This is a genomic window from Rubripirellula tenax (genome assembly GCF_007860125.1).
In the GTDB taxonomy this organism is placed as follows: domain Bacteria; phylum Planctomycetota; class Planctomycetia; order Pirellulales; family Pirellulaceae; genus Rubripirellula; species Rubripirellula tenax.
Map to the genome: position 1 here is coordinate 830,104 of NZ_SJPW01000001.1, position 22,498 is coordinate 852,601.

The 22,498-nt window shown below is 56.8% G+C and carries 23 protein-coding genes; 15 read left to right on the plus strand and 8 right to left on the minus strand.

Features of this window, described 5'->3' with window-relative positions:
* The first annotated feature begins 500 nt into the window (after window positions 1–500).
* The 8 genes from Poly51_RS03020 (at window position 501) to Poly51_RS03060 (ending at window position 7,678) form a co-directional block, all read left to right on the plus strand.
* Complete coding sequence (locus Poly51_RS03020; RefSeq protein ID WP_146454082.1) at window positions 501–1,013, plus strand: hypothetical protein; 513 nt, start codon at window positions 501–503, stop codon at window positions 1,011–1,013.
* Window positions 1,014–1,109: 96 nt separating this feature from the next.
* Window positions 1,110–1,424: a hypothetical protein gene (locus Poly51_RS03025; protein ID WP_146454084.1), complete on the plus strand. Its 315-nt coding sequence runs from the start codon at window positions 1,110–1,112 to the stop codon at window positions 1,422–1,424.
* A 1,552-nt stretch (window positions 1,425–2,976) separates the two neighbouring features.
* Window positions 2,977–3,564, plus strand: a complete 588-nt coding sequence (locus Poly51_RS03030) for a PEP-CTERM sorting domain-containing protein (protein WP_186775310.1) — start codon at window positions 2,977–2,979, stop codon at window positions 3,562–3,564.
* Between the two features lie 100 nt (window positions 3,565–3,664).
* On the plus strand, window positions 3,665–4,102 hold the full coding sequence (locus tag Poly51_RS03035) for a hypothetical protein (protein ID WP_146454088.1): 438 nt from the start codon (window positions 3,665–3,667) through the stop codon (window positions 4,100–4,102).
* A 107-nt stretch (window positions 4,103–4,209) separates the two neighbouring features.
* The gene (locus Poly51_RS03040) at window positions 4,210–4,551 is read left to right on the plus strand and encodes a zinc ribbon domain-containing protein (RefSeq protein ID WP_146454090.1); all 342 of its coding nucleotides are present in this window, start codon (window positions 4,210–4,212) and stop codon (window positions 4,549–4,551) included.
* Window positions 4,552–4,708: 157 nt separating this feature from the next.
* Window positions 4,709–4,891, plus strand: a complete 183-nt coding sequence (locus Poly51_RS03045) for a hypothetical protein (protein WP_146454092.1) — start codon at window positions 4,709–4,711, stop codon at window positions 4,889–4,891.
* Window positions 4,892–5,552: 661 nt separating this feature from the next.
* The gene (locus Poly51_RS03055; protein WP_146454094.1) at window positions 5,553–5,948 is read left to right on the plus strand and encodes a hypothetical protein; all 396 of its coding nucleotides are present in this window, start codon (window positions 5,553–5,555) and stop codon (window positions 5,946–5,948) included.
* A 641-nt stretch (window positions 5,949–6,589) separates the two neighbouring features.
* On the plus strand, window positions 6,590–7,678 hold the full coding sequence (locus tag Poly51_RS03060) for a transposase (RefSeq protein ID WP_246114225.1): 1,089 nt from the start codon (window positions 6,590–6,592) through the stop codon (window positions 7,676–7,678).
* Between the two features lie 15 nt (window positions 7,679–7,693).
* Here Poly51_RS03060 and Poly51_RS03065 read toward each other — a convergent pair whose 3' ends face one another.
* Window positions 7,694–8,026 carry a hypothetical protein gene (locus Poly51_RS03065; RefSeq protein WP_146454096.1) on the minus strand — a complete coding sequence of 111 codons (333 nt, stop codon included), beginning with the start codon at window positions 8,024–8,026 and terminating at the stop codon, window positions 7,694–7,696.
* A gap of 233 nt (window positions 8,027–8,259) precedes the next feature.
* A complete protein-coding gene (locus tag Poly51_RS03070; protein ID WP_246114226.1) occupies window positions 8,260–8,766 on the minus strand; it encodes a MaoC family dehydratase in 507 nt (168 codons plus the stop codon).
* 252 nt (window positions 8,767–9,018) lie between these two features.
* Here Poly51_RS03070 and Poly51_RS03075 point away from each other — a divergent pair, with 252 nt between their 5' ends.
* A complete protein-coding gene (locus tag Poly51_RS03075; RefSeq protein WP_246114227.1) occupies window positions 9,019–10,257 on the plus strand; it encodes an FG-GAP repeat domain-containing protein in 1,239 nt (412 codons plus the stop codon).
* A complete protein-coding gene (locus Poly51_RS03080; protein ID WP_246114228.1) occupies window positions 10,254–10,622 on the plus strand; it encodes a nucleotide pyrophosphohydrolase in 369 nt (122 codons plus the stop codon). Before Poly51_RS03075 ends, Poly51_RS03080 begins: the two co-directional genes overlap by 4 nt.
* A gap of 6 nt (window positions 10,623–10,628) precedes the next feature.
* On the opposite strand, the gene Poly51_RS03085 is transcribed toward Poly51_RS03080, so the two are convergent.
* Both Poly51_RS03085 and Poly51_RS03090 read right to left on the minus strand, forming a co-directional pair.
* Window positions 10,629–11,294 (minus strand): MIP/aquaporin family protein, encoded by a 666-nt coding sequence (locus Poly51_RS03085; RefSeq protein WP_146454098.1) that lies wholly within the window; start codon window positions 11,292–11,294, stop codon window positions 10,629–10,631.
* Between the two features lie 10 nt (window positions 11,295–11,304).
* Window positions 11,305–11,829 carry an NUDIX hydrolase gene (locus Poly51_RS03090; RefSeq protein WP_146454100.1) on the minus strand — a complete coding sequence of 175 codons (525 nt, stop codon included), beginning with the start codon at window positions 11,827–11,829 and terminating at the stop codon, window positions 11,305–11,307.
* Window positions 11,830–11,843: 14 nt separating this feature from the next.
* Between Poly51_RS03090 and truB the strand changes: the two genes are divergently transcribed.
* On the plus strand, window positions 11,844–12,860 hold the full coding sequence (gene truB / locus Poly51_RS03095) for a tRNA pseudouridine(55) synthase TruB (protein ID WP_146454102.1): 1,017 nt from the start codon (window positions 11,844–11,846) through the stop codon (window positions 12,858–12,860).
* 21 nt (window positions 12,861–12,881) lie between these two features.
* On the opposite strand, the gene Poly51_RS03100 is transcribed toward truB, so the two are convergent.
* From Poly51_RS03100 to Poly51_RS03110, 3 genes are read right to left on the minus strand one after another with little or no spacing between them, the layout of a single operon-like run.
* Entirely contained in the window at window positions 12,882–13,697 is an 816-nt protein-coding gene (locus tag Poly51_RS03100) for a glycerophosphodiester phosphodiesterase (protein WP_146454104.1), read from the minus strand.
* Window positions 13,694–14,593, minus strand: coding sequence for a lipase family protein (locus tag Poly51_RS03105; protein WP_222435777.1), 900 nt, complete (start codon window positions 14,591–14,593; stop codon window positions 13,694–13,696). The genes Poly51_RS03100 and Poly51_RS03105 overlap by 4 nt, the downstream gene beginning before the upstream one ends.
* Before the next feature lie 15 nt (window positions 14,594–14,608).
* Window positions 14,609–15,202 carry a hypothetical protein gene (locus Poly51_RS03110; RefSeq protein WP_146454106.1) on the minus strand — a complete coding sequence of 198 codons (594 nt, stop codon included), beginning with the start codon at window positions 15,200–15,202 and terminating at the stop codon, window positions 14,609–14,611.
* A gap of 128 nt (window positions 15,203–15,330) precedes the next feature.
* On the opposite strand from Poly51_RS03110, the gene Poly51_RS03115 reads away from it, so the two are divergent.
* From Poly51_RS03115 to Poly51_RS03130, 4 genes are all read left to right on the plus strand, one after another.
* Window positions 15,331–15,723 carry a hypothetical protein gene (locus Poly51_RS03115; RefSeq protein ID WP_146454108.1) on the plus strand — a complete coding sequence of 131 codons (393 nt, stop codon included), beginning with the start codon at window positions 15,331–15,333 and terminating at the stop codon, window positions 15,721–15,723.
* A 51-nt stretch (window positions 15,724–15,774) separates the two neighbouring features.
* Window positions 15,775–16,236 (plus strand): FKBP-type peptidyl-prolyl cis-trans isomerase, encoded by a 462-nt coding sequence (locus tag Poly51_RS03120; RefSeq protein WP_146454110.1) that lies wholly within the window; start codon window positions 15,775–15,777, stop codon window positions 16,234–16,236.
* Between the two features lie 155 nt (window positions 16,237–16,391).
* Window positions 16,392–17,984 carry a citramalate synthase gene (gene cimA / locus Poly51_RS03125; RefSeq protein ID WP_146454112.1) on the plus strand — a complete coding sequence of 531 codons (1,593 nt, stop codon included), beginning with the start codon at window positions 16,392–16,394 and terminating at the stop codon, window positions 17,982–17,984.
* A 73-nt stretch (window positions 17,985–18,057) separates the two neighbouring features.
* The gene (locus Poly51_RS03130; protein ID WP_146454115.1) at window positions 18,058–21,162 is read left to right on the plus strand and encodes a valine--tRNA ligase; all 3,105 of its coding nucleotides are present in this window, start codon (window positions 18,058–18,060) and stop codon (window positions 21,160–21,162) included.
* A gap of 23 nt (window positions 21,163–21,185) precedes the next feature.
* Here Poly51_RS03130 and dgt read toward each other — a convergent pair whose 3' ends face one another.
* Window positions 21,186–22,328, minus strand: coding sequence for a dGTP triphosphohydrolase (gene dgt / locus Poly51_RS03135; RefSeq protein ID WP_146454118.1), 1,143 nt, complete (start codon window positions 22,326–22,328; stop codon window positions 21,186–21,188).
* Window positions 22,329–22,498: the final 170 nt, after the last annotated feature.

The following is a 22,498-nucleotide window of genomic DNA, read 5'->3' on the forward strand; positions in this document are numbered from 1 at the left end:
GAACGTGGGAGTCAACCTATGGCGCGGTCTTGAAGGCTAATGAGGCGTCGATACGACCTTACGCACCCAAAGCTACCACGAACCATCAATTGGCCGCGTAAACTCGCGCCCTGGCGAGACGACACCCCGTACGACATACTATTCTTCTGTTGCAATGAAATTAACATTTCCCGCGTCGAAAACGGCATGAACTATGTGGAGGCCACAGGCGGCCCAGAGTCCATGCAAAAATGGGTGAACAAAAACTATGACAACTTGAACATCTTCACGGACGCGAATAATATCCCCATGGAAATCAACAAAAGAGTGTTCCGACAATCTGACGAGATTTTTTCAGGATCGGATTCTGGGTGGGGCACGGCGATGATCGCGGAATAACAAAACGATGCACGCGAAGCCGGACTTGCGCGTGCCAATTGAAGCAATGATTTCCGTTCCGGCTCGGTGATCGTAACCGTTATCCGACTGGAGTTTCACCTCATCGAGTTGCAAGGTTCGCCATGAAAACGCTCACAAGCAGCACGCGTGACTACGCTTACTTCGTAGCTCCCGTGCTTACTGCGTTTACGGCTTTCGCTGCGTACGGAACACTGTCCGTCTACACTGGCTTGGTACCCGCAATCGAGCTAGCTGACGAGGCTAACTTCGTGCTGCCCCTGTTTTGCATTGCGTTGTTGCCCGCACTCGTTTGGTATGCCATTCGTTTGATTCACCCGATTTGTTGGACCGTTACGATTTCGACGAATTCAATACTGTTCTCCAAGAGCACTTCGACGGGCAATGATCTGTTGATTCAACGCCCGGAAATTCAGGCGTTCCTCCGACCTGCTAACTCCCTCCCATTTTCGGATCGAAGAGTTCCGCTTGTATTTCGGATGCGGGACGGTAAAACTGATCATGTGCCTCCTGAATACGTCATTCGTTTTGGCGTCCCGCAACTGCTTGATCTTGTCGATGCTGTTTGGGGATTTGGCTACGTTGAATCTCCCGAGCATGGCGAATGCGGCGGATAACCAAGCCATGCACACGGAGCACGGCTTGCGCGTTTTCACAAATAGATGCATCACTCTCCGTGCCCGGTGATGGCAGACGTTATCCGACTGGACGCCATGAATAACCGTAGCGACGCTACTGAACAATCGACTGACGACAAGCCGTACGTTCGGGTTCAATTTTCGATCTCGACCTTGCTCTACATCATGATCATTGCTGCGATCGGCTTGGCGGTGTACAACATCTCCCCTGATTACAAATTGCTCTCCGGGCTGAATGTGGTCTGCGCTGGATTTGCGTTTGCGTCGGCGTCGCACATTACTGGAATCTGGCCTTTTTCTGATCGTCTAACCCTGACTGAACTTGTTGCTCTATTCTTGTGCTGCCTAATTCTTAATGGCCTGCGCATTCCGCCTGTGACCACTCATTGAATGAACGGCTATGCCCAAGATCCCGCAAGGCCTTGCCCATGCTGGCGGCGTTCCGCCGTTGTTTGCTGCTCGCGCAGGGCATCGTGGCGACGTTCCGTCGATGTTTTCCGCTCGCGCGGCCCATGCTCGCTGGCGGTCCGCCTTGTAAACATAATTGCGGATAACCCTCCGATGCACCGGAGTCGGGCTTGCGGCCGTTTTCAAATGGAACATCAACACTCCCGACCCGGTGATCGGTAACGTTCTTCCAAGCACTACTGCCTGCTGTCGCCTGCGTTCTACCTACCTTACAATCACACTAAATCGGAACGGCAAACCTACCTAATCACCAACCGGAAATTCAACATGCCCAATAAACTTCTTTCTGCTTCAATGTTCGTCTTAGTTTTCATCTTGATCGCCGACGTTGCTTCTGCATGCGACCGGAGACGCCACCGATGTTGTTGCCAGCCTAGACGTTGCGTTGCGACATACCAATGCGCTGCTCCTCAACCCGCACACTGCGAAACGGTCGTTCATTTTCCAAACGGCGGTGCGTGCCTCACGGAAACCGCTGACTGCCTGCAACTCGATGCCACTGAGACGATTTATTCCGAAAGTTGTCCGATTGGCCGCGCTCGCAAGTACGAGGTTTGCAATTGGTACGGCTGCCATGATGAATGGAAGGCTCAGCGGTGGTCACCGCTTTCGCAACAATGGGTAGACTGTGGGCCATCATGGCTGACCAAACTGGAGGCATGTTCCTATGCTGCGTCACCTGGTTGCGCCGCTTTTCAGTAGTTGTCAAATATCAATCTGGAGTGTCGACAGATTGCAACACTCGGCCAGTCGTGAAGGAAGAACCATCGCATGCACCGGAGGACGGCAAAACGTTTTCACAAATGGAACGTCAACTCGCCGTCCCCGGTGATGCGTAACGTTATCCCAACTAATGCGCGGAGGTGCCGGCTGATCCTGCTTCGTTGCGGTTCGATCGGCAACACTCGACTGCCGGGGATGTCGGCCGACTTTGCTTCAAACGGTTTTCTCGAAATCACGTCCGAACGTGACGTACCGCATCGCCGGAAAATCTCTTGGTCGCGCTGATCTATTTTTTCCGGCGATGCGGAACGTCACGTTCTCGAAGTTGCTGCCCACGTTTCCCCATGCCCGAAGCTTGCGGTTCGTCCGGCATTGGAATGGTTTACTCCGCTGCAAGCTGCCGAAACGCGGACACTCTCGCCAATGGCTCCATTTGTCTTTTCCCACCGGGCCTCGCCATTGGCGAGAGAGTCCGCGTTTCGGCTCCCTTCGTTCGCCGTGCCCGACCCGCTGACGGTCGGCAACGCTCGAAACTTGCCGCACGATTCAATGCCCGCTATGCTGTCGAACGGTGGTCACCGCTGCCCATCGCTGATTCAATGCTCGATTCAATGCAATGGGATAACCACGGCATGCACCGGAGTGGCGGTGGCACGGTTTTCTCAAAATCACGATTTTCGCCGCCACCCGGTGATGCCAACCGTTATGCGTGAATCGTTGCCGCTGACCCCATACACTCGAGGAATACATGATGTTTAGACTGACTGCTTTGCTGACGCTACTCCTTACCGCCAACGCCTCGTATGTGAATGCGGATTTTGTCGACAGCTTCGACGTGGAGAATGGAGGAACTGGAGTGCTCGATTACACAAATTTCGAAAACTTTGTTATTACTGCAGGCTCCGTTGACCTTTTAGGTAATGGATTCTTTGATTATTACCCTGGAAACGGATTGTACCTCGACCTAAATGGCACATCGGGCGGCTCAGGATCGATTGAAACCAATTTTGATATCGCTCCCGGTCTGTATCGCCTTTCTTTTAACCTTGGAAATAACCGTGACTTTGCAGCCGAGAATATGGTGACCGTTTCGCTTGACGGCTACTCAGAAACTTTTTCCCGAACCGGAGTTGTTTCCTTAGAATCAATCGAACGTCTTATCACGGTTACATCTTCATCACGACTATCGTTCGTAACCCCCTCTTCTGATGCTGATTTAGGCGGCATCGTTTTGGATTCCGTTGCGGTTACATCCGTTCCGGAGCCCAGTTCTTCCGTTATGCTCGCGGCTCTGGCCTTCTCAATGTTTACATGGCGCAGGCACGCCAAACGCGCATAACAATGCCGTGCACACGGAGCACGGCTTGCAAGTTTTCACAAATGGAACGTCGTCTTTCCGTGCCCGGTGACGGCTGCCGTTATCCGCCTAGGAGACCATATTGAAGATCCATCACTCATTGCTGCCTCTTCTGTTGATGCTGTGTGTCGGGTGCGGCGAATCCAAGCCTGAGGCAACACTTTCGCTTGGGATGACCGAGACTGATGCTGTCACACAGCTTAAGCTTGTCGGCGCGACGGACATTAGCGATGGCATGCAAACAGCAATTCCTTACACTGGCGACGCTGTTGCGGACACGCCAGCAGCGAACAGTTCCAGTTGGCGGATGTGGTCAATTGACACTCCTGATGCGTCGATCGAAACAGCTTTCGAGCACGGCAAACTGACACAATTGAACTATTGGGATTGGCGCAATCGCAAAATGACGAGTTATCACCACACCATGGAATATGACGAACTATCGTCGCTTACTATCAACCCGAAGGACAACGATTTCACTGCGACTGTTGTTCAAACCCATAACGCAAACGACGGATAACAAAACGATGCACACGAAGCCGGACTTGCGCGTGCAAATTGAAGCATTGATTACCGTTCCGGCTCGGTGATCGTAACCGTTATCCGACTGAAGATGCAGGCTCCTCTATGACGCTTCCAGAAACAACGGTGGTCTATCGGTCACGCGACTACCAAGATGCGGAGGCATTTGCTGCTCATCTGGTTCAGGCTGGCATCAACGCGCGACTTGTCTCTCCACGGCAGGTTGGGCACGTTGGCGAGGGGCCGGTGTTCGATACCCTTCATGATGTACTCGCTTCGAACTGCAGTGAACCCGAAGTTCGTGAATTAATCTCGGACTGGCGTTCACGTTCAAATCAGGATGTAACTACACTCTCACCGTTCTGCTACCACTGTGGCTTTGAACTCGAGGCGGTGACACCAGCCTGCCCTAAATGCGGTAAACCTCTCGACTTTGGTGACGATTAGAAAACGGCGGATAACCACGTGATGCACGCGGAGTCGGGCTTGCGGCGGTCTCACCAATGGTAAGATTGTCTCTCCCGACCCGGTGATCACAACCGTTATCCGACTGAGAGATAACGTTTTCCCACTTGTCCTTCGACAATGCTACACCTCGACACCAATGAAACGCAACGCGATAGAGTGGAATGCAACAAAATGGGCACTCGGAATTGCGATTGTCGCTGGCGTGCTGCGGCAAAGCGGTTGGGGGTGGCAGGTGGGCGGCGATCTAGCCAACGCACTTGCACTCGCCGCTCTTGTTCTGGTAGCGGTCGTTATGGATGTGTTTCGCTCCCTGGATTGACTGCCGCGCTGAAACAACTCAGCATACCAGCTATTGCTGGATCGGCTACACTGCTGTGGCTGTTCCCCGTCCTGTACCAAAGCGGCGGATAACCATCGGATGCACCGGAGTGGCGGTGGTTCGCGTCTTGGCAATGGCAGAGTCTTTCGCCGCCACCCGGTGATCCGTAACGTTATCCGAATCGATCTTGTGCGCCCTAAGATGGTCTTGATTGAGCCTCAAGAATTGGTTCGCCAAATTTCAACCGCTATCTTGGAGCATTCTGTGTCCCGAATACAACGAATCGCTGAACGGTTGCTGCCGTCGCCATGGTTTCAATCCATGCAGGCGTCATCCCAGCAATGGATGATTCAATGCACTAAATGCGAATCTGAAAGGTCTGTTTGGGATGCCGGCGGCATTCGTTGGGGTGCTGCGTCCGTTGGAAAACGTATCATGGCCGCATGCTCATCTTGCCGGGCCGTTGTCCCCGCAAGGTACTACTATCGCGACTCCTCAGAGATCACGGCTGGTCACAATTCAACGAATGTCGGCGGATAACAATGCCGTGCACACGGAGCACGGCTTGCATGTTTTCACAAATGGAAAGTCGTCTCTCCGTGCCCGGTGACGGCGGACGTTATCCGAATGACATGCCACGATACATGGCGTTGAATTTACCGTGAAGCCTTCACTTGCAACTACCTCCGCCTTGACCGCATCCGCGCTGTGGCTTGTCGTCTTTAGGCTCAACTGGGGACTTGCGCTGTTCCTTGCAGCGATTGCCCCGCTCGCTCTAGGTGTTGCAAGACTCGTGCAAACCCAAGCGTCAAATCGCTGGGACTCGTTTTGGTTGATCTTCGGCGGCCTGCTGCTCGCTTACGCATTCGCTCCCGGCCCCTATGTGGGACTCGGACAACTCTACTACCAAGTTACTGGTTCGCCTGGCTTCTGGGGCGAGGCGTTTTCTGTCGTTTTTAGCCCTCACATGGCGCTGTCCGTCGGTCGCTTTGGAAGCGACCAGTTTAACACCGGACTCTGGGACTATATTGTACAATGGCAAATCCTTTGTTCATGACGTCCGGAAGATCCGACGTGGCTCCAGAACGGCGGATAACAATCGCATGCACCGGAGGACGGGTGGTTCGTTTTCTCTTCTGCTTGCATGCATTTCGCCCGTCCCCGGTGATGCGTGCCGTTATCGCGTCGGGGGTGATCGTTCAGTGCTCGTGATTGGTGCGCTTGATCCAGGGGCGTGATAGGTGCGCTCGAGTTGTGCTCGATCCGGAACGCTGATTTCAGTGCTCGATTCAGGACGGAAGACTTCACATGATGACGGTAGGGCAAGCCAATTGCCGATCCAAGCACGGACGTTTTGGGCCGGATCGAGATCGTGAGCAAACTGATTGCATCCGTGACTCGCCTGCGGTATTCTGGACTCTTCGGAGCCCATCACCGGTGGATTCCGGAGCGCCCCGATAACCAACGCGTGAACCGGAGAACGCGAGTTAAGCGATTTGGCCGTTAGAGACTTTCCCGCGTGTTCCCGGTTACGCGTAACGTTATCCGACTGGGCATACTCGATCCTGATGGACCGTCGAATCGTGCTTCCCACCCATAAAGCCAAAAAGGGACAGGCAACAACTTGGGTTGCCTACGGAGCTGGCGATCGGTAATTTATGCCTTGCCGACATAATCCACTCGTTTCGAGGCGGTCCCATGCCCAGGCTTGCTCGCGGTGAAGTCATTGATCCGGCTGAAATTCAGGTCGTCCATTGCATTCAACGCTGTGTCCGACGCGCTTTCTTGTGCGGCGATGATCCCGTCACTGGCCAGTCGTTTGAGCACCGACGGGAATGGATTCGGCAAAGGATGGAGTACTTGGCCAGTGTTTTCGCCGTCGACTGCCTGACTTACACGGTGATGCACAACCATATCCACGTGATTTTGCGGAGTCGGCCAGATGTGCTGGCTACGTGGACCGATGAAGAAGTGGCGCGGCGCTGGCTGCGTTTGTTTCCACACCGGCGTAACGAAGATGGTTCGCCCGCCGAGCCTTCGGCGCCCGAGATCAACATGATCGTGAACGATCCCGATCGGCTGTCCGAGCGGCGGCGAAGACTGAGTGACTTGAGTTGGTGGATGCGCTGTACGGCTGAAAACATTGCCCGCCGTAGCAATGCCGAGGACGGTGTGACCGGTCACTTTTGGGAAGGCCGTTACAAGGCGGTCGTTTTACTCGATGAAGCGTCGTTGTTGGCGTGCTCGGCTTACGTTGACTTAAATCCCGTTCGTGCCGCGATCGCAGCAGCGCCTGAGTCAAGCGAATTCACCGGGGCGAAGGACCGCATTGACGACTTGGCAACGCGTCAAGAAAGTGCCAGGAAAGATCGCTCGCGCATGAGTACTCATGATTGGGAACGAAGTCGCCGCCGCACCAAGAGTGGTTGGCTGAGTCCGGTTGAGATCAATGAGCGCGAAGATGCGATCGGCCCTGATGCGGACTCGAGTGGCCGTCGTGCGAGCAGGAAGGGCTTTCTGTCGATCTCGATGTTCAGTTACTTGGAGTTGCTGGATTGGACTGGGCGACAAATCAGCGAAGGCAAGAGCGGTTCGATACCGTCGCATCTTGCTCCGATTTTGGCGCGGATCGGCTTGGACTGTCACGGCTGGTGCGACTTGGTGAAGAAGTTCGGCCGGACTTTCAAGCGAGCAGCCGGAACGGCCGACAGCATGGCGAATGAAGCGGCCCGCCGCAGCCAAAATTGGCTGTGTTGCCCTGGCAATCCGCTCGCGCCAATCGCGTAGCTTCAAGCGACGTATCTATCGAGCCGATAGGAAGCACTGAAGGCTTCGCGCTGCGCCGTTGGCACCTGTGTTCGGCCTGCCTGGCAATGCCGGCTCAATCGCAACCGATTTCGGTGCGCGAGCAAGGTATTTCGCGATGCGTGAACAAAGCGGACAGCTCGAAAGCTTGTTGAAAATTGCCTGTCCCTTTTCTTTGTTTTCTTTGTTTTTCTTTTCTTTCTTTTGGGTGAGTTGGCCCTCGTTATTGCGATCCATCAAATCTTGCAATCGCTGGTCGGCTTGCTCAGGCAAGCGGAGCAGCGTGATGCTCTCGACCCATGGGCATGGTGCGACAACTGTCGTGTCCATCGGCCAATCTTCGGGTTGGGGTGTGTGGGGCCATTGCACCCACCGGAATTCAGCCCTGCGAAGCCCCGCTTTGAACGGGCCGCGGCGGGTGCGTTGGAGAATGTCCGCTGCCGTGAGGGAGGCAGCTCTTGGGGTACACAATCAAGCAATTTGAATCCAGGGTTTAAACGAACAGCGTCGCTGGCGATCCCTCTTTTGCGACCGGAGGCAGGCCCGTGATTTCCGCCGATCGACTACCTCGCCGGCAGTGTTCCTCGTTGCGTTTCTTCCTGTGTGGAAAGTCGTCTTGCGCGGGCCTTGGTTGCGACCAGCGAAACGAAGCGGCCGCGTTGGATGACGCGGCCTTCTTGATTGAGAAGTTGGCGAACCCATGTCACTCGACCGGCGCGGCGACCGTGTTGATCGATCGATTCGATCTCGGTGGAAACCTGGACTCGATCGCCAAAGAAAATCGGGGCTTCGAATCGCCAATCGGAAATTCCCACCAAGGCCAAGGTCGCGGCCCTGGGACGTTGGCTGCTCAGTCCCGCCAACACGCTCAGGCCGAGCAATCCGTGGGCCACCGGTTCACCGAACGGTGACGAATCGGCCGCCGGCGTATGCAGGGGATCATGGTCGCCGGACAGCGCCGCGAAATCGGCCACGTCGTCCGCCGTGATCTCGCGCCACTCGCTCATCCAGCGATCGCCGACTTTCATGTCTTCGAGGTAAAGCAGTTCGTTGTCGGTCGAGATTTCCAAAGCCGCCTCGATGGTTTAGTGAGTGCACTCCGCGTCTCCGACGTGGATGTCAATGACTACAATCATGTCGTGTGAAACCCATTTTCAACAGAGCGCTTCACGGCTTCGTGGCAAAACGAGCGATCAGCGGTCACGGTGGTCGCGATTGCATCAACCTTGCGCTCTGGGAAACCAGTACCTTTACGTGAGTGCTGAGTGGTTCCCTGCAGCCCCTATCTTAGTTGCCGATTCATCCGATTTTAGGATTTTGAAATGACAGTTCGACGATCCAGGCGGTTTTTTGTTGCTTTTTCCGCGGTCAGCATGATTCTGGGCGGGGCCGCCACAGCGGTGATCGGCGATGACAGCAACGTCGGGGACGGATCAAGTGTGCGATTTCGACCACGTCTGCTGACGCTCGATGCCAACGAAGGGATCGCAGCGGGAGATGTCGACGGCGATGGCCAGACCGATTTGGTCGCCGGCCGAAACTGGTTCCGCGGTGGCGACGGAACCGACGGCGGCAATTGGGAACCTCGTCCGCTGCGCGCGATCGATGACTGGAACGGCTACGTCGAAAGCAATGGCGACTACTTGATGGACGTCAACGGCGACGGTCGCTTGGACGTCATCGCGGGATCGTTCCTGCCCACGGAAGTTCATTGGTACGAAAACCCGGGCGACGAAGCACTTCGGTTGGGAAAGACGTGGCCCAAGCACTTGCTGGTCGATACGGGGAACTCGGCCAACGAAGGCCAGTTGATGCAAGATATCGACGGCGACGGGCGTCCCGAGTGGATCGTCAATAGCTGGAAGAATGATGTGCCGACGGTTGTGTGGCGATTGGTTCCGCGCGACAAGGGCGACGGCCAACGCGGCGGTGCGATGTTCGACGTGGTTTCGCATACGTTTGGTGACAAAGCCAACGGGCACGGCGTTGCCGTTGGCGACTTGAACAACGACGGTCGATCGGATTTGTTGGTCGGACAAGGTTGGTACGAACAACCGTCGTCCCAGCCATGGTCGGCGCCGTGGAAGTTCCATCAAGATTGGAAACTGCATTCGTCCGTCCCGATGATCGTTGTCGACCTGGACGACGATGGCGACGGCGACTTGATCTTTGGAAACGGTCACGATTTCGGTTTGTTTTGGTGGCAGAACGATGGTGCCGACGAAAACGGAACCGTCGGGTGGACCGAGCACGAAATCGACAAGCAATACAGCCAACCGCACTCGTTGGCTTGGGTGGACGTGACGGGCGATGGAAAGCCCGACCTGGTGACGGGTAAACGGTACTTCGCACACAACGGCAAAGACCCCGGTGGGACCGAGATGCCGTGCTTGTATTACTACGACTGGGATGCGAAGACCAAGACGTTCACGCGACACACGATCGAAGAAGGTCATGTCGGCACGGGCCTTCAAATCGTGGCCGAAGATCTTAACGGCGACTCGAAAACGGATATCGCCGTTGCCGGCAAGAGTGGCACCTACTTGATGATCGCCGAATGAACGACGACATGGCCATCAACCGCCAGGACCCGCCGCCGCTGTCGATCCGCGAGGCTCAAGACCGAGTCGACGAGTGGATCCGCACGATCGGCGTGCGCTACTTTCACGAGTTAACCAACTTGGCTCAATTGGTCGAGGAAGTCGGCGAGGTTGCGAGAATTTTGTCGCGATCGCATGGCGAACAGTCGTCGAAGGCGGGTGAATCGCCGGGCGACTTGGCTGACGAACTTGCCGATGTTCTGTTCGTGACGATTTGTTTAGCGAATCAGTCCGGGATCGACTTGACGGATGCGCTGGGCCGCAATCTGGACAAAAAAACGAAACGTGACGCCGACCGTCACAAGAACAACGACAAGCTGTTTTAGTTTCGGTTAAGCCGACGGGCTCAGCACACGGCGAAGGATGCCGCCGACAAGTGCGCCGACGATCGGGCCGGCGATGTAAACCCACAAGTTTTCCAGATGCCCCGATGCGATCGCCGGGCCGATGCTGCGGGCGGGGTTCATCGATGCAGCGGTCAACGGGCCGGCGACGAAGGCTTCCATCGCGATCGTCGCACCGACGGCGATGCCCGCGGTGATCGATTCTTCTTTCGCGCCGGTCGAGACTCCCATGACGACGAACATCAAGATCGCCGTCATCATCGCTTCGACCGCAAACCCGGCTATCGGCGTCAATCCGGCCTTCACCGTGGTCGCGCCCAACAACGATTCATCCAGCCCCAGCACCGACCGAATCGCCAAGGCGCCCAGCAGGGCGCCCCCGCACTGGGCGGGCACGTACGCAACGGCGTCTTTGATCGGCAATTTCTTGAAGCACGTGAACGCGATCGTGACCGCCGGATTCATGTGCGCACCGCTAACGCCGCCGACCGCATAGATCATGGTCATCACGATCAATCCCCACACGGTTGCGACGCCGACGTGAGTCAGCGCGCCGGTGCGGACATCGACGGCGATCGCGCCACAGCCGATGACGACCAGGAAAAACGTGCTCAAAAATTCAGACAGGCATCGCGTCGGCAACGGTGTCAGCATGGCAGCGAACTCATTTCGAAAGTGCAGGCGAATACAGAAACGCGTACAAACCGATCAGCGATTTCGCGTCACGGATTTTGCCCTCGGCAATGTATCGAGTGACTTGGGATCGCGAGGCAACGTGATTCTCGATTTGCTCGACGGCTTCCCGTTGGTGGTCTCCGGCCGACAATTCGGTGGCGACGTACAAGTGCATCAACTCGTCACAAATCCCGGGTGCGGAATAGAACTCGTGCAGCTTGGCTAGTTTCCCGGCCCGGTAACCGGTCTCTTCGATCAATTCGCGAGCCGCCGTGGTTTCGACGGGTTCACCGGCTTCGCGAGTCCCGGCGGGCAATTCCAAAAGCGTTTCGCCAACGGTCGGTCGCTGGTTCTCGATCAACACGACCGTGTCGAGATCGATCAACGGCAACAGCACCACCGCGCCGGGGTGGCGGATGACTTCACGAACGTACGTCTTCCCATCGCTGCCGGTCAGTTCCATCTGGTGAACATTGAAGCGGGCGCCTTCGAAGATCAATTTTTCAGGATTCAATTCACGGTTCCTTCATGTCTTTCGGTTTGGCGGGGTACTGGTCCGGCTTGATTTTTGTAAAGCTATCCCGACTGTCCCGCCCGCAACACCCCGACGCATTTCAGACGACATTGTTCGGATTCATCAACTGTTATAAGCCGCCCGGCATGACGTCGCGCGACGCTGTAAACGTCGTCCAGAGACGACTCAAGGGACTACGTACCGACGACGGCGCGAAAGTCAAAGTCGGCCACGCCGGCACGCTCGACCCACTTGCCGAAGGCGTGCTGGTGATGGGTGTCGGCCGCGCCGTGCGATTGGTGCCCTACGTCCAGCAGCAGCCCAAGCACTATCGCGCGAAGTTTTTGTTGGGGCAATCGAGCGAATCGGGCGACTTGGAAGATGGAGTTCAATTGCACCCGGACCTGCCCGTCCCCACGGCCGGCCAATTGAATTCAGCCGCCGCCACGATGGTCGGCCAGATCCAGCAGACTCCGCCAGCCCATTCGGCGATTTGGATTGATGGCAAGCGGGCCCATGAACGCGTGCGCGCCGGTGAAGTCGTCGAAATGCCGACTCGAATGGTCAATGTCTACTCGATGCAGATCCTGAATTACAGCTTTCCCGAAGTCGACGTCGACGTCGTCTGTGGCGGTGGCACCTACATTCGGACGATCGGGTTGGATTTGGGTTTGGCGGTGGGCTCGACCGCCGTGATGGCCCATCTGCGACGCGAAGGAGTGGGAAGTTTCGTTCACACCAAATCGGTATCGATCGAACGGCTTCGCGAAGACGACATCGAACCGATGTTGCTGCCACCGTCGATGGCGATTTCGCACATGCCGCAAGTCGCCGTCAACGAATCGGAATCGACGCGGCTCGGCCATGGGCTGTCGATTTCGATCGTCAACGACGTCGACGAAAGTGTGGATCCCGATGCCGAAATCGCAGCGGTCACCGAAGGTGGACAGATTCGCGGAATCGTGACGCGTCGTGAGGGTGCGTGGTGGCCCAAGCGAGTTTTCCCAGTCGAAGTGGAAGCGAACGACTGAGAACGCGTGACGCGAAGCGAACTAGCGCAACCCCTCGCCGATCACGGCGGGGACGTTGGTGGTGATGCCGATGCTGCCCAAGTCGGCGAAGTATTTGGCGTCGGCCACCGCGTCGACCGTCCAAACATGGAACTCGCCGCATCCGCCTTGCTTCATCGTCGCGACGAAAGCCGCATCGATAACGTCTCGGTTGGCTTGCATCCCGACGCCATCGGCTCCGATCCGCGAAATGGTGCTGACGATTTCGTCGGCGGTGGGGTGGAACGGAGCCGATGGAGTCGACTGCTTGAAACCGGTCAACCAATGGACTCTTTGTTTTGGCCGTTGCTTCTTGATCATGGCGACGGTATCGGCGTCAAACGCGATCACCAAAAATCGGATCGGCTCGTTTTGAAAACGGTCGATCGTTTCGATCAGTCGCGGCACGATCGACGCGTCCGATTTTAGCTCGATCACGATCGTTTTTCCGTCGGGTACGGTTTCGATCACGTCGTCCAGCGTGGGGATCGGTTCACCGTCGAACGACGCGTTTTTCCATCGTCCGTATTCCAGCGAACGAAGCTCGGCAAGCGTCGATGTTTCGACCGGTTTTTTGACGCCCGCCGTTCGTCGCGTATCCGCATCGTGAATGCAGACGATGTGGTCGTCGGCCGTCAAATAGAAATCGCCTTCGATGCCGTCGGCGTTCTGTTGCCAGGCCAACCGAAAAGCCGACAGCGTATTTTCAGGCGCATCATGCGACGCGCCTCGATGGGCAACGATCATTTGGGCATCCACCATCGAAGCAAACGACAACCAGGCAAGAACGGCGATGAAGGTGCGGCGAAACGAAATCACGCGACGTCTCCGTCGTTCAAGCGAGCCAAATAATTGTGCATCAAGTGCGACGGCATCCCCTTGGACAACTCGCCCCAGATCGCGTCGGCGATCGTCGGACTGATCACGCCCTCCATCGCACTGTCGATCGTCGCATTGGCCGTGGCGGTGGCGACATTCGAAATCACTTCGGCGGCTTTGACCAGCGACGACTTACCGACCACGATTTCGGTTTCGCAGTGGTTGTAGTCGTTGCTAAGCAGACTCATCATCGGCAGCCGCGGCACCAAGTCACCGGCATCGACGTAGCGATAGATTCGCCGTGGAAACTCGCGAGCAAACGCGTCGGCCGCCGCTTGGTTACCGATCATCGGTGCGCCGAAGGTAACGACTTGGTGAACGGGAATGAATTGTTGATGCAACCGCCACGCGCACAACAGCGCCAGCGCGCCACCGAGACTGTGCCCGGTCACCCACAATGGGCGTTCGCGTCGTCCAAAGACTTCATCGATCCGGTCATACAGCGGCGCCCAGATCTCGGCCAACGCTTCCAGGAACCCGCGATGAAAACGGGCTCCGACACCGGCGGCGGCAAAGTCGGTTCCGATGCGGCCTTCGGGCAGCACCAGAAAATTCCGTGCGTTGGTCAGCAGCCAATCTTTGACGCCATCGATGGACGTCGGCGACTGGGACCCTCGGAACGCGACGACGATGGAACCGTCGTTCTCGCCCACGAAGGCCTGCGTGTTATCGATGCTGACCAATTCGCCGACCAAACCCAATTGTCGGCGAAACTGCTTTGTCGCATCTTCGGGCCCCAGGTACGCCAAGTCGCATGCCGTGGCCAGATAGTGTGCGTGGTGTCGGTTGTGTTTGGCTTTGGCGTCGAGCATGTTGGTTTTTTGAGTCGAGTGCATGAGGGTTCTCTGCGGCTACCGGAACACGCGGCGGCCTTCACCAGCCGCTTTCCATTTTTCGATCGCTTCGTCGGACACCGTGGTTTCTCGCAAGTCCAAGCGTCGCAGGTCGGGCAAGCGTGACAAGTGTCGTTCCAGCCCCTCGTCCGTAATCTTGGTGGCTCGCAGTCGCAACGTTTGCAGCCCCGTCAATTTCGAAAGTTCCGCCATTCCCCCGTCGGTCACGGACGAGTCGTTCAAGTCCAATTCTCGCAGGTTCGCCATCGAAGACAAATAGCCGAGCGTTTGGTCGGTGACGTCCGCGTTCGCCATTTGCAGCACGATCGTTTCGGGATGGTTGCCCAAAACGGCGTAGCTCTCGCCGTCCCATCCAGTCAATGTGATGTGCTTTTCGCCCTGAACGAGTGCGATTCGCGGACCCAAATCGACGTCGCCAATGCGCGTGTAAATCGCCGGCGTCGCGATCGCGATCACGCCAAGTCCGATCATCATCAACGGAAACTGCGTGCGACTCCACCGTCGCAACACGACGGTCGCCAACAACCACGCCAAACCCGACCCCACCAGGATCAAGCCGGCGTAAAACAGAAACTCGGTCGCCAAGTACATGCGTTGAAAGGCCTGTGGGAAAATACGTTACGAGACAAACACCAAGCGGCAACTCATTCGTGCGGTTAGCTTAAGATAGATATAACGTGTCGCCCGCCCATTCCGAACGCAACCACCGGGTCCCTAATGTGAATGTTTTATCGATCAGTTGGATCTACATGATCACGACGTGCCTTACCTTCTTCTTTACGATCGGCGTTATCTTTTATATTGTCGCGAAGGTCAAAGACGGGACGGGAGCCAAGACGTATGCGATGATCGGCTTCGGCATGCAGTTGTTGCTGACGGTCATCGTTACGTTCAGCCCCATGGTGTTGGCCAAGGTGATCAGCGTTGACTCATACGGGACCGTGTTTGCGTGGCAAAACGTCGTCTTTCAGGTGTTGGCCATGGTCGCGACGGGCTTTCTGGTTGCGGCGATTGTGACCGGACGCGACCGCCGCGCCCCTGCAACTGATCCGTCGCTGGGTATTCCCCGGCCTAACACCCCCCCAAGCGACAATCCTTACTCGGTGAATTAGAAAACGGGCGTGTTTTCCTACTCCTTGCGAAATTTCCTTAAAACAAAACCCATGCAAAACCCAATTTCTCTGCTCACTCGCCGGTTCATGCTCTGTATCGCTGCCCTGGCATGCTTGTCGGCCGTCTCTTGTAGCGGACCACGACGCGGTCCCAACGAAGTTGATGCGGATGCGGAGACCGAATTCACGACGACCGAATCGGGGCTGAAGTACCGAATGCTGCGGAAAGGCTCGGGAAAACAACCCACCGCGAACTCCCGCGTGAAGGTCGACTATGCCGGATGGCTCGACAGCGGCCAGTTTTTCGATTCGTCGTACGACCGCAGTGAGCCGGCCGAGTTTGGGCTGGATCAGGTCGTTGCCGGCTGGACCGAAGGCCTGCAATACGTCAAAGAAGGCGGCATGATCGAGCTAGAAGTGCCCTCGGATCTCGGCTACGGCCCCAGCGGGCGGCCCGGAATTCCGCCCAACGCGACGCTTCACTTCAAAGTCGAATTGCACGAGATCCGGTGATCCCCCGTCGGCCGCGCCGAGTCGGGAAAAGGGACTGCGATTGACACGAAAACCCTGGTCCGTATGCTTTCGACACTGATAGACGACCCTAATCTACCCCCGAGGCCTCCATGGGTTCGGGGGTTTTTTCGTTATCTGCCCTTTCGAAGTATTCCATGACTGATCGACCGATCCAGATCTACGACACGACCCTTCGCGACGGTTCGCAGGGCGAGGGTGTTTCGTTTTCGCTGCAGGACAAACTGAACATCGCCCGTCGATTGGCCGAAATCGGCATCAACTTCATCGAAGGTGGCTACCCGCTGTCGAACGAGAAAGACGTCGCGTTCTTCAAGCAAATTCGAAAAGACAATCTGGGCGACTCGAAGATTTGTGCCTTCGGAATGACGCGTCGTCGTGCGATGAAAGCGGCCGATGATCCGGGCATGAAGGCGCTGGTCGCCGCCGAAACGCCTTGCATCACTTTGGTCGGCAAGACGTGGGATTACCACGCGACCGACGTATTGAACGTCACGCTAGAAGAAAACTTGGCGATGATCGGCGAGAGTGCCGAATTTCTTGGCCGCGGCGCCGAAGTGATCTACGACGCCGAACACTTCTTTGACGGCTACAAAGCGAACCCCGAATACGCCATCGAAACGTTGCGTGCTGCCGCGTCGGCCGGGGCGAAGTATTTGGTGCTGTGTGACACAAACGGTGGAACGCTTCCCGAGCAAGTCGCCGAAGTCACCCGCGCGGCCATCGATGGCACACGCGATTACGAAGTTCGCGTCGGCATTCACACCCACAACGATGGCGAACTTGCAGTCGCCAATTCACTGGCCGCCGTCGATGCCGGCGCCAGCCAAGTTCAGGGCACGATCAACGGCATCGGCGAACGATGTGGCAACGCGGATTTGATTTCCGTGATGGCCAACTTGGCGCTGAAAAAGAAGGGCTACCAAGTGCTCGGCGGTCGCGACATGAAGCACCTGACCGAATTGAGCCGGTATGTTTACGAAACTGCCAACCTGCAATGGCGGGGCGGCCAACCGTTCGTCGGCCAAAGTGCATTCGCGCATAAGGGCGGTATGCACGTTCATGCGATCAACAAAGCCGCGAAGACGTACGAACACATCGACCCGGCCCTGGTCGGCAACGAACGCCGGATCCTGGTCAGCGAATTGTCGGGCCGCAGCAACATCGTTGCCGTTGCGACGAAGCACAATATCCAAGACGACCGTGAATTGATGGACAAGATTTTGTCCGAAGTCGTGCGGTTGGAAAACCAGGGCTACCAGTTCGAAAACGCGGGCGCATCGTTCGACTTGTTGATCAAGAAACTGTCCAACACGTTCACGCCCCACTTTGAACCGATCAAGTACCGCATCGTCGCCGGTGATCGCGACTCGTCCAGTGGCGGAGTATTCGCCGAAGCGATCATCAAGTTGAAAGTCGGCGAGGAATTGTGGTTCGACGCGGCGGAAGGGCACGGGCCGGTCAACGCGCTCGATGCGGGACTTCGCAAGGCTCTCTCCGGTGCGTTCCCTTGCTTGCACGACATGAAGTTGATCGACTACAAGGTGCGCGTGGTCGATTCGGGTGCCGGAACCGCTGCGGCGATTCGCGTCAACATCGAAAGCGGCGACACGAAAGAAACCTGGGGCACGATCGGTGTCAGTGACAACATCATCGCGGCCAGTTGGCAGGCGCTGACCGATGCGGTCGAGTACAAGCTGCACAAAGAGCGATCAGCCAACAGTGTTTAGGAGCTCGGCTTTGCTCTCCGATTCCGAGTTCTCCCAATACCCAATACCTAAACCCTAAAACCTATCTCGCCCGATGAACGACGACTCGACGATCCCGACTCGATTTGAACATGCCGACGCGGCCGAGCGAATTGCGGCCCAATGGGATCTTGCAAAGTGCGCCCACGCGGAAGTGAATCCGAATAAAAAGCCCTTCACGATCGTGATCCCGCCGCCCAACGTCACCGGCGCGCTGCACTTGGGACACGGGCTGAACAATACCCTGCAAGACATGGTCATCCGCACCAAACGCATGCAGGGCTATGAAGCATTGTGGATGCCCGGCACCGACCACGCAGGCATCGCGACCCAGGCCGTCGTCGAACGACGGCTGAAGGAGAACGAAAATCTGACCCGCCATGACTTGGGTCGCGAAGAACTGGTCAAACGCATCTGGGCCTGGAAAGATCAATACGAAAAACGCATCCTCGGGCAACTCAAACGGATGGGGTGCAGTTGCGATTGGGAACGTGTCCGGTTCACGCTCGACGATCGCTGCGCCGCAGCCGTTCGCGCCACGTTCTTCGACCTATTCGGTAAGCAACTGATCTATCGTGGCAAGCGGCTGGTCAATTGGGACACGTTTTTGCAGACGGCCGTATCGAACGACGAAGTGGAGAATGTGACGCAAAAAGGTCACTTCTATCACTTCTTTTATCCCGTCATTGATCCCAAGGCCGGTGAACCCACGCGTGTCGAAATTGCCACGACCCGACCGGAAACAATGTTGGGCGATACTGCGGTGGCCATACACCCCGACCCGGAAAGAGCGTTCGATAAGGTCGCGGCCGAGTTGCAGGCGAAGCTCGCCGAGGCAACGCCCAAAGAAGAACCGTTGGTGCAAAAACAAATCGATGAACTGGAGTCGCGTCGCAAGACGATGTTGCCAGGGTTGATCCAATTGCGCGACATGGCCGCCGACGGACGCATGCTGATGCTGCCGCTTGTCGATCGGCCGATCCCGTTGGTGGCCGACATCTGGGCCAAGCCCGAACTGGGGACCGGATGCGTGAAGATCACGCCCGCGCACGACCCAAACGATTACGAAGTCGGAAAGCGAGTCGGGCTGCCGATGATCAATATTTTGAACCCGGACGGAACGCTGAACGCAGAAGCTGGTGCTTACGAAGGGCTGACGATTCCCAAGGCTCGCGTCGCCGTGGTCGAAGCACTCGACGAATTGAAATTGCTGGGCGACATCGAAGATCGTGACATCGAACTGCCGCACAGCGACCGCAGCAAGACGCCCATCGAGCCTTACTTGGCCGACCAATGGTTTGTCAAAATGGACGAACTGGCCGAATCGGCAATGACATTGGTGCGTGACGAAGACGTCAAGATTTTCCCCACGCGGTATCGTAAGAGCTACCTCGACTGGTTGAGCGAAAAACGTGACTGGCCCGTCAGCCGGCAATTGTGGTGGGGACACCAGATTCCGATCTGGTCCAAAACCGGATTGTCGGACGCCGAACTGAAGGACATCGTTGCCAAAGTCGACGAAGTCATTGGCAAGGGCGTTGATACGGCCAGTCACCAAGTCGATACCGCCGAGGACGGGACGCACGGAATCTTCGTTTGCTTGATGAGCGAAGGCGACGATCGTGAATCGAAGATCGAAGCGCTCGGGCTAGAACGTGACCCCGATGTTCTGGACACCTGGTTCTCGTCGGCGCTGTGGCCGCACGGCACCTTGGGCTGGCCCGAAGCCACCGAGGAACTGAGCTACTTCTATCCCACCAGCACGCTGATCACGTCGCGCGACATCATCACGCTTTGGGTCGCGCGGATGGTGTTGATGAGCTGGAACAATCTTGGCGTGGTTCCGTTCAAGGAAGTCTTCATCCACCCGAAGATCTTGGACGGATTGGGCGAGACGATGTCCAAGAGTAAGGGCAACGGCGTCGACCCGAACGACATCGTTGACAAGTTCGGACCCGATGCTCTGCGTTACGGGCTGGCTCGCTTGGCAACGGACACGCAAGACGTGCGGATGCCGGTCCAGTACGAATGTCCGGCGTGCGAAAAACTGATCGACCAAACGAAGAAGAATCGATCGCTGCCCAAAATGGCTTGCCCGGCATGTAAAGCCGAGTTTTCGACGCAGTGGGCCGAAACGGAAGCCGACAAGGCGTTGCCCAAGGGCGCCGTCGTCAGCGAACGATTCGAAACGGCGCGCAACTTTGTCAACAAATTGTGGAACGCGGCCCGGTTCGTGATGATGAACCTGGATGGTTACAAGCCGCAAGCGATCGATGTCGACAAGCTGCCGCTGGAAGACCGATGGTTGCTAAGCCGATTGTCGACCGTCACGTCGCAAGTCACCGAAGGCATCGAGTCGTATAAATTCGCCGATGTGACGCGGGTACTCTACGACTTCGCGTGGGATGAGTTCTGCAGCTTCTATGTCGAAATCGCGAAGCCACGATTGGCCGATGATGAACAACGGGCGCTGACCCAATCGGTGATGGCGTACGGACTGGACACGCTATTGCGATTGTTGCACCCGACGATGCCGTTTGTGACGGAATCGATCTGGGGATACCTGAACGAGCTGGCGCCGGAACGCGGTTTGACGCAGACGACCAAGGCCGGTCCGTTTGTGATGACGTCGGCGTGGCCCGAAGTGATCGCCGATCACCATGACGAATCGATCGAACAACAGTTCGCCGAGTTTCAAGAAGTCGTCGGTGCGATTCGGAAGATCCGCGCCAGCCAAAACATCGCGCCCCGAGAAACGTTGCCGGTCGCGATTCGCTGCAGCGAGTCGTCGACGGCGCGGTTGTTGCCGATGCGGACGTACTTGGAAGGTCTGGCCGGCGCCGAAGTCGTCGAGATCAGCCCCGATGCGAAGCCTTTCGAGACCGATGGGCCGCTGTCGATTCCCTCGATCGATATCGACGTACACGTCGACTTGGAAAAGTTCATCGATGTCGAAGCGGAGCTGGCGAGACTGGAAAAACTGCACGCCAACCTGATCAAACAGATCACCGGAAAGCAACAGAAGCTGAACAACGAGAGCTTTGTGTCGCGAGCGCCCGAGGAGGTCGTTCAATCCGAACGCGATAGCCTTGCCGACTTGGTCAAGCAGCGCGAATCCGTCGAGGGCGACATCGCAAGGTTACGCAAAAAAACGCGTTGATCAGCCGGTCGTCGGCACGCCGGTTACCAATCGGCCAGCGGGCCGGCGTCGTGCGCGGTCGCGTTGATGTACTGTTTGTCGCAAAACGAATCGGTCATTCCGGCCAGATATTCGCCCACGACTTTTTCGATGGGCGATCGTTCGGCACGTACGCGGAATCGCAGTGGTAAGCGACTCGGCTTCTTAACCAGCAGATGGAACAATGTCCGCAACCGATCGGCTGCCGCATCGCGAACGGGAATCAGTCGTTTGTGGCGGTAAACGGCGTCGAACAAGAACGCTTCGAGTTCGCTGCGCTCGCTGCCGACCAAGTCGCTGTGTCGCAGCCGCAGACCGGCTTGGCAAACCTCGCCGCTGCGGTGGCCTTCGAAAGGTCGAAGCTGATCGATTGCAACTTGCAGCAAGTCGCTGACTTGCAGGTCAATCAATTCGTGAACCAGCAGTTGCCGAAGTTGTGTCGTCGGCAGCATGCCGTGTTTGTCTCGAACCGATTCCAACGCCCGTTGAACGACGGCCAATTCCGACAACTCGTCGATCGACAGCAATCCCATTTGTAACGCATCGTCCATGTCGTGCGCGTCATAAGCGATCGAGTCGGCGAGGTCGACGATCTGGACTTCAAGAATTGGCGCCCGCCCGATGGCGGCTTCGGCCTTGTGCGCTCGTGTATCTTGGCCGGCCAATGTTTCTCGCGAAAGGTTCAGTCCGTCGAATCGGCTGTACCGTTGTTCCAGTTCGGTCACGATCACCAACGCGAAACCGTTGTGAGAAAACCCGCCGACCGATTCCATGGCTTCGCTAAGCACGTCTTCGCCACAATGACCAAACGGCGGGTGCCCGACGTCGTGCATCAAGGCCAGGGCCTCCGTCAGGTCTTCGTTCAATCGCAGGACGCGTGCGATCGTTCGGGCCACCGATGCGACTTCGAACGTGTGCGTCAAACGAGTGCGGTGATAGATGCCCATCTCGCCGGTGAAGACCTGCATCTTGCCGCTCAATCGTCGGAACGCGCTGCTGTGCAGGATCCGATCTCGGTCACGGGCAAATGGGCCGCGGTACGCGTGGATGGGTTCGTCGTGAATACGGCCTTCGCTGTCCCGGCTATGCATCGCATAAGATGCCAGCAGCAGGTGTTCGCGATCGGCAAACCGTCGCAGGTCGATCATCGGCTGAATTTCCGCCTGTTCCAACGTTCGCCTCGGAGTGTCATGTTAGGTAACGCTTCGGCCTTGACTCAGCGGGCCGTTTCGGAATTGTAGGTTGCCGTTGGGCATTGGGGGGGAATCAGTCGCCGGTCGCGTGACGGACCCTTTGCGGTCCTGACGCAGGATGGAAA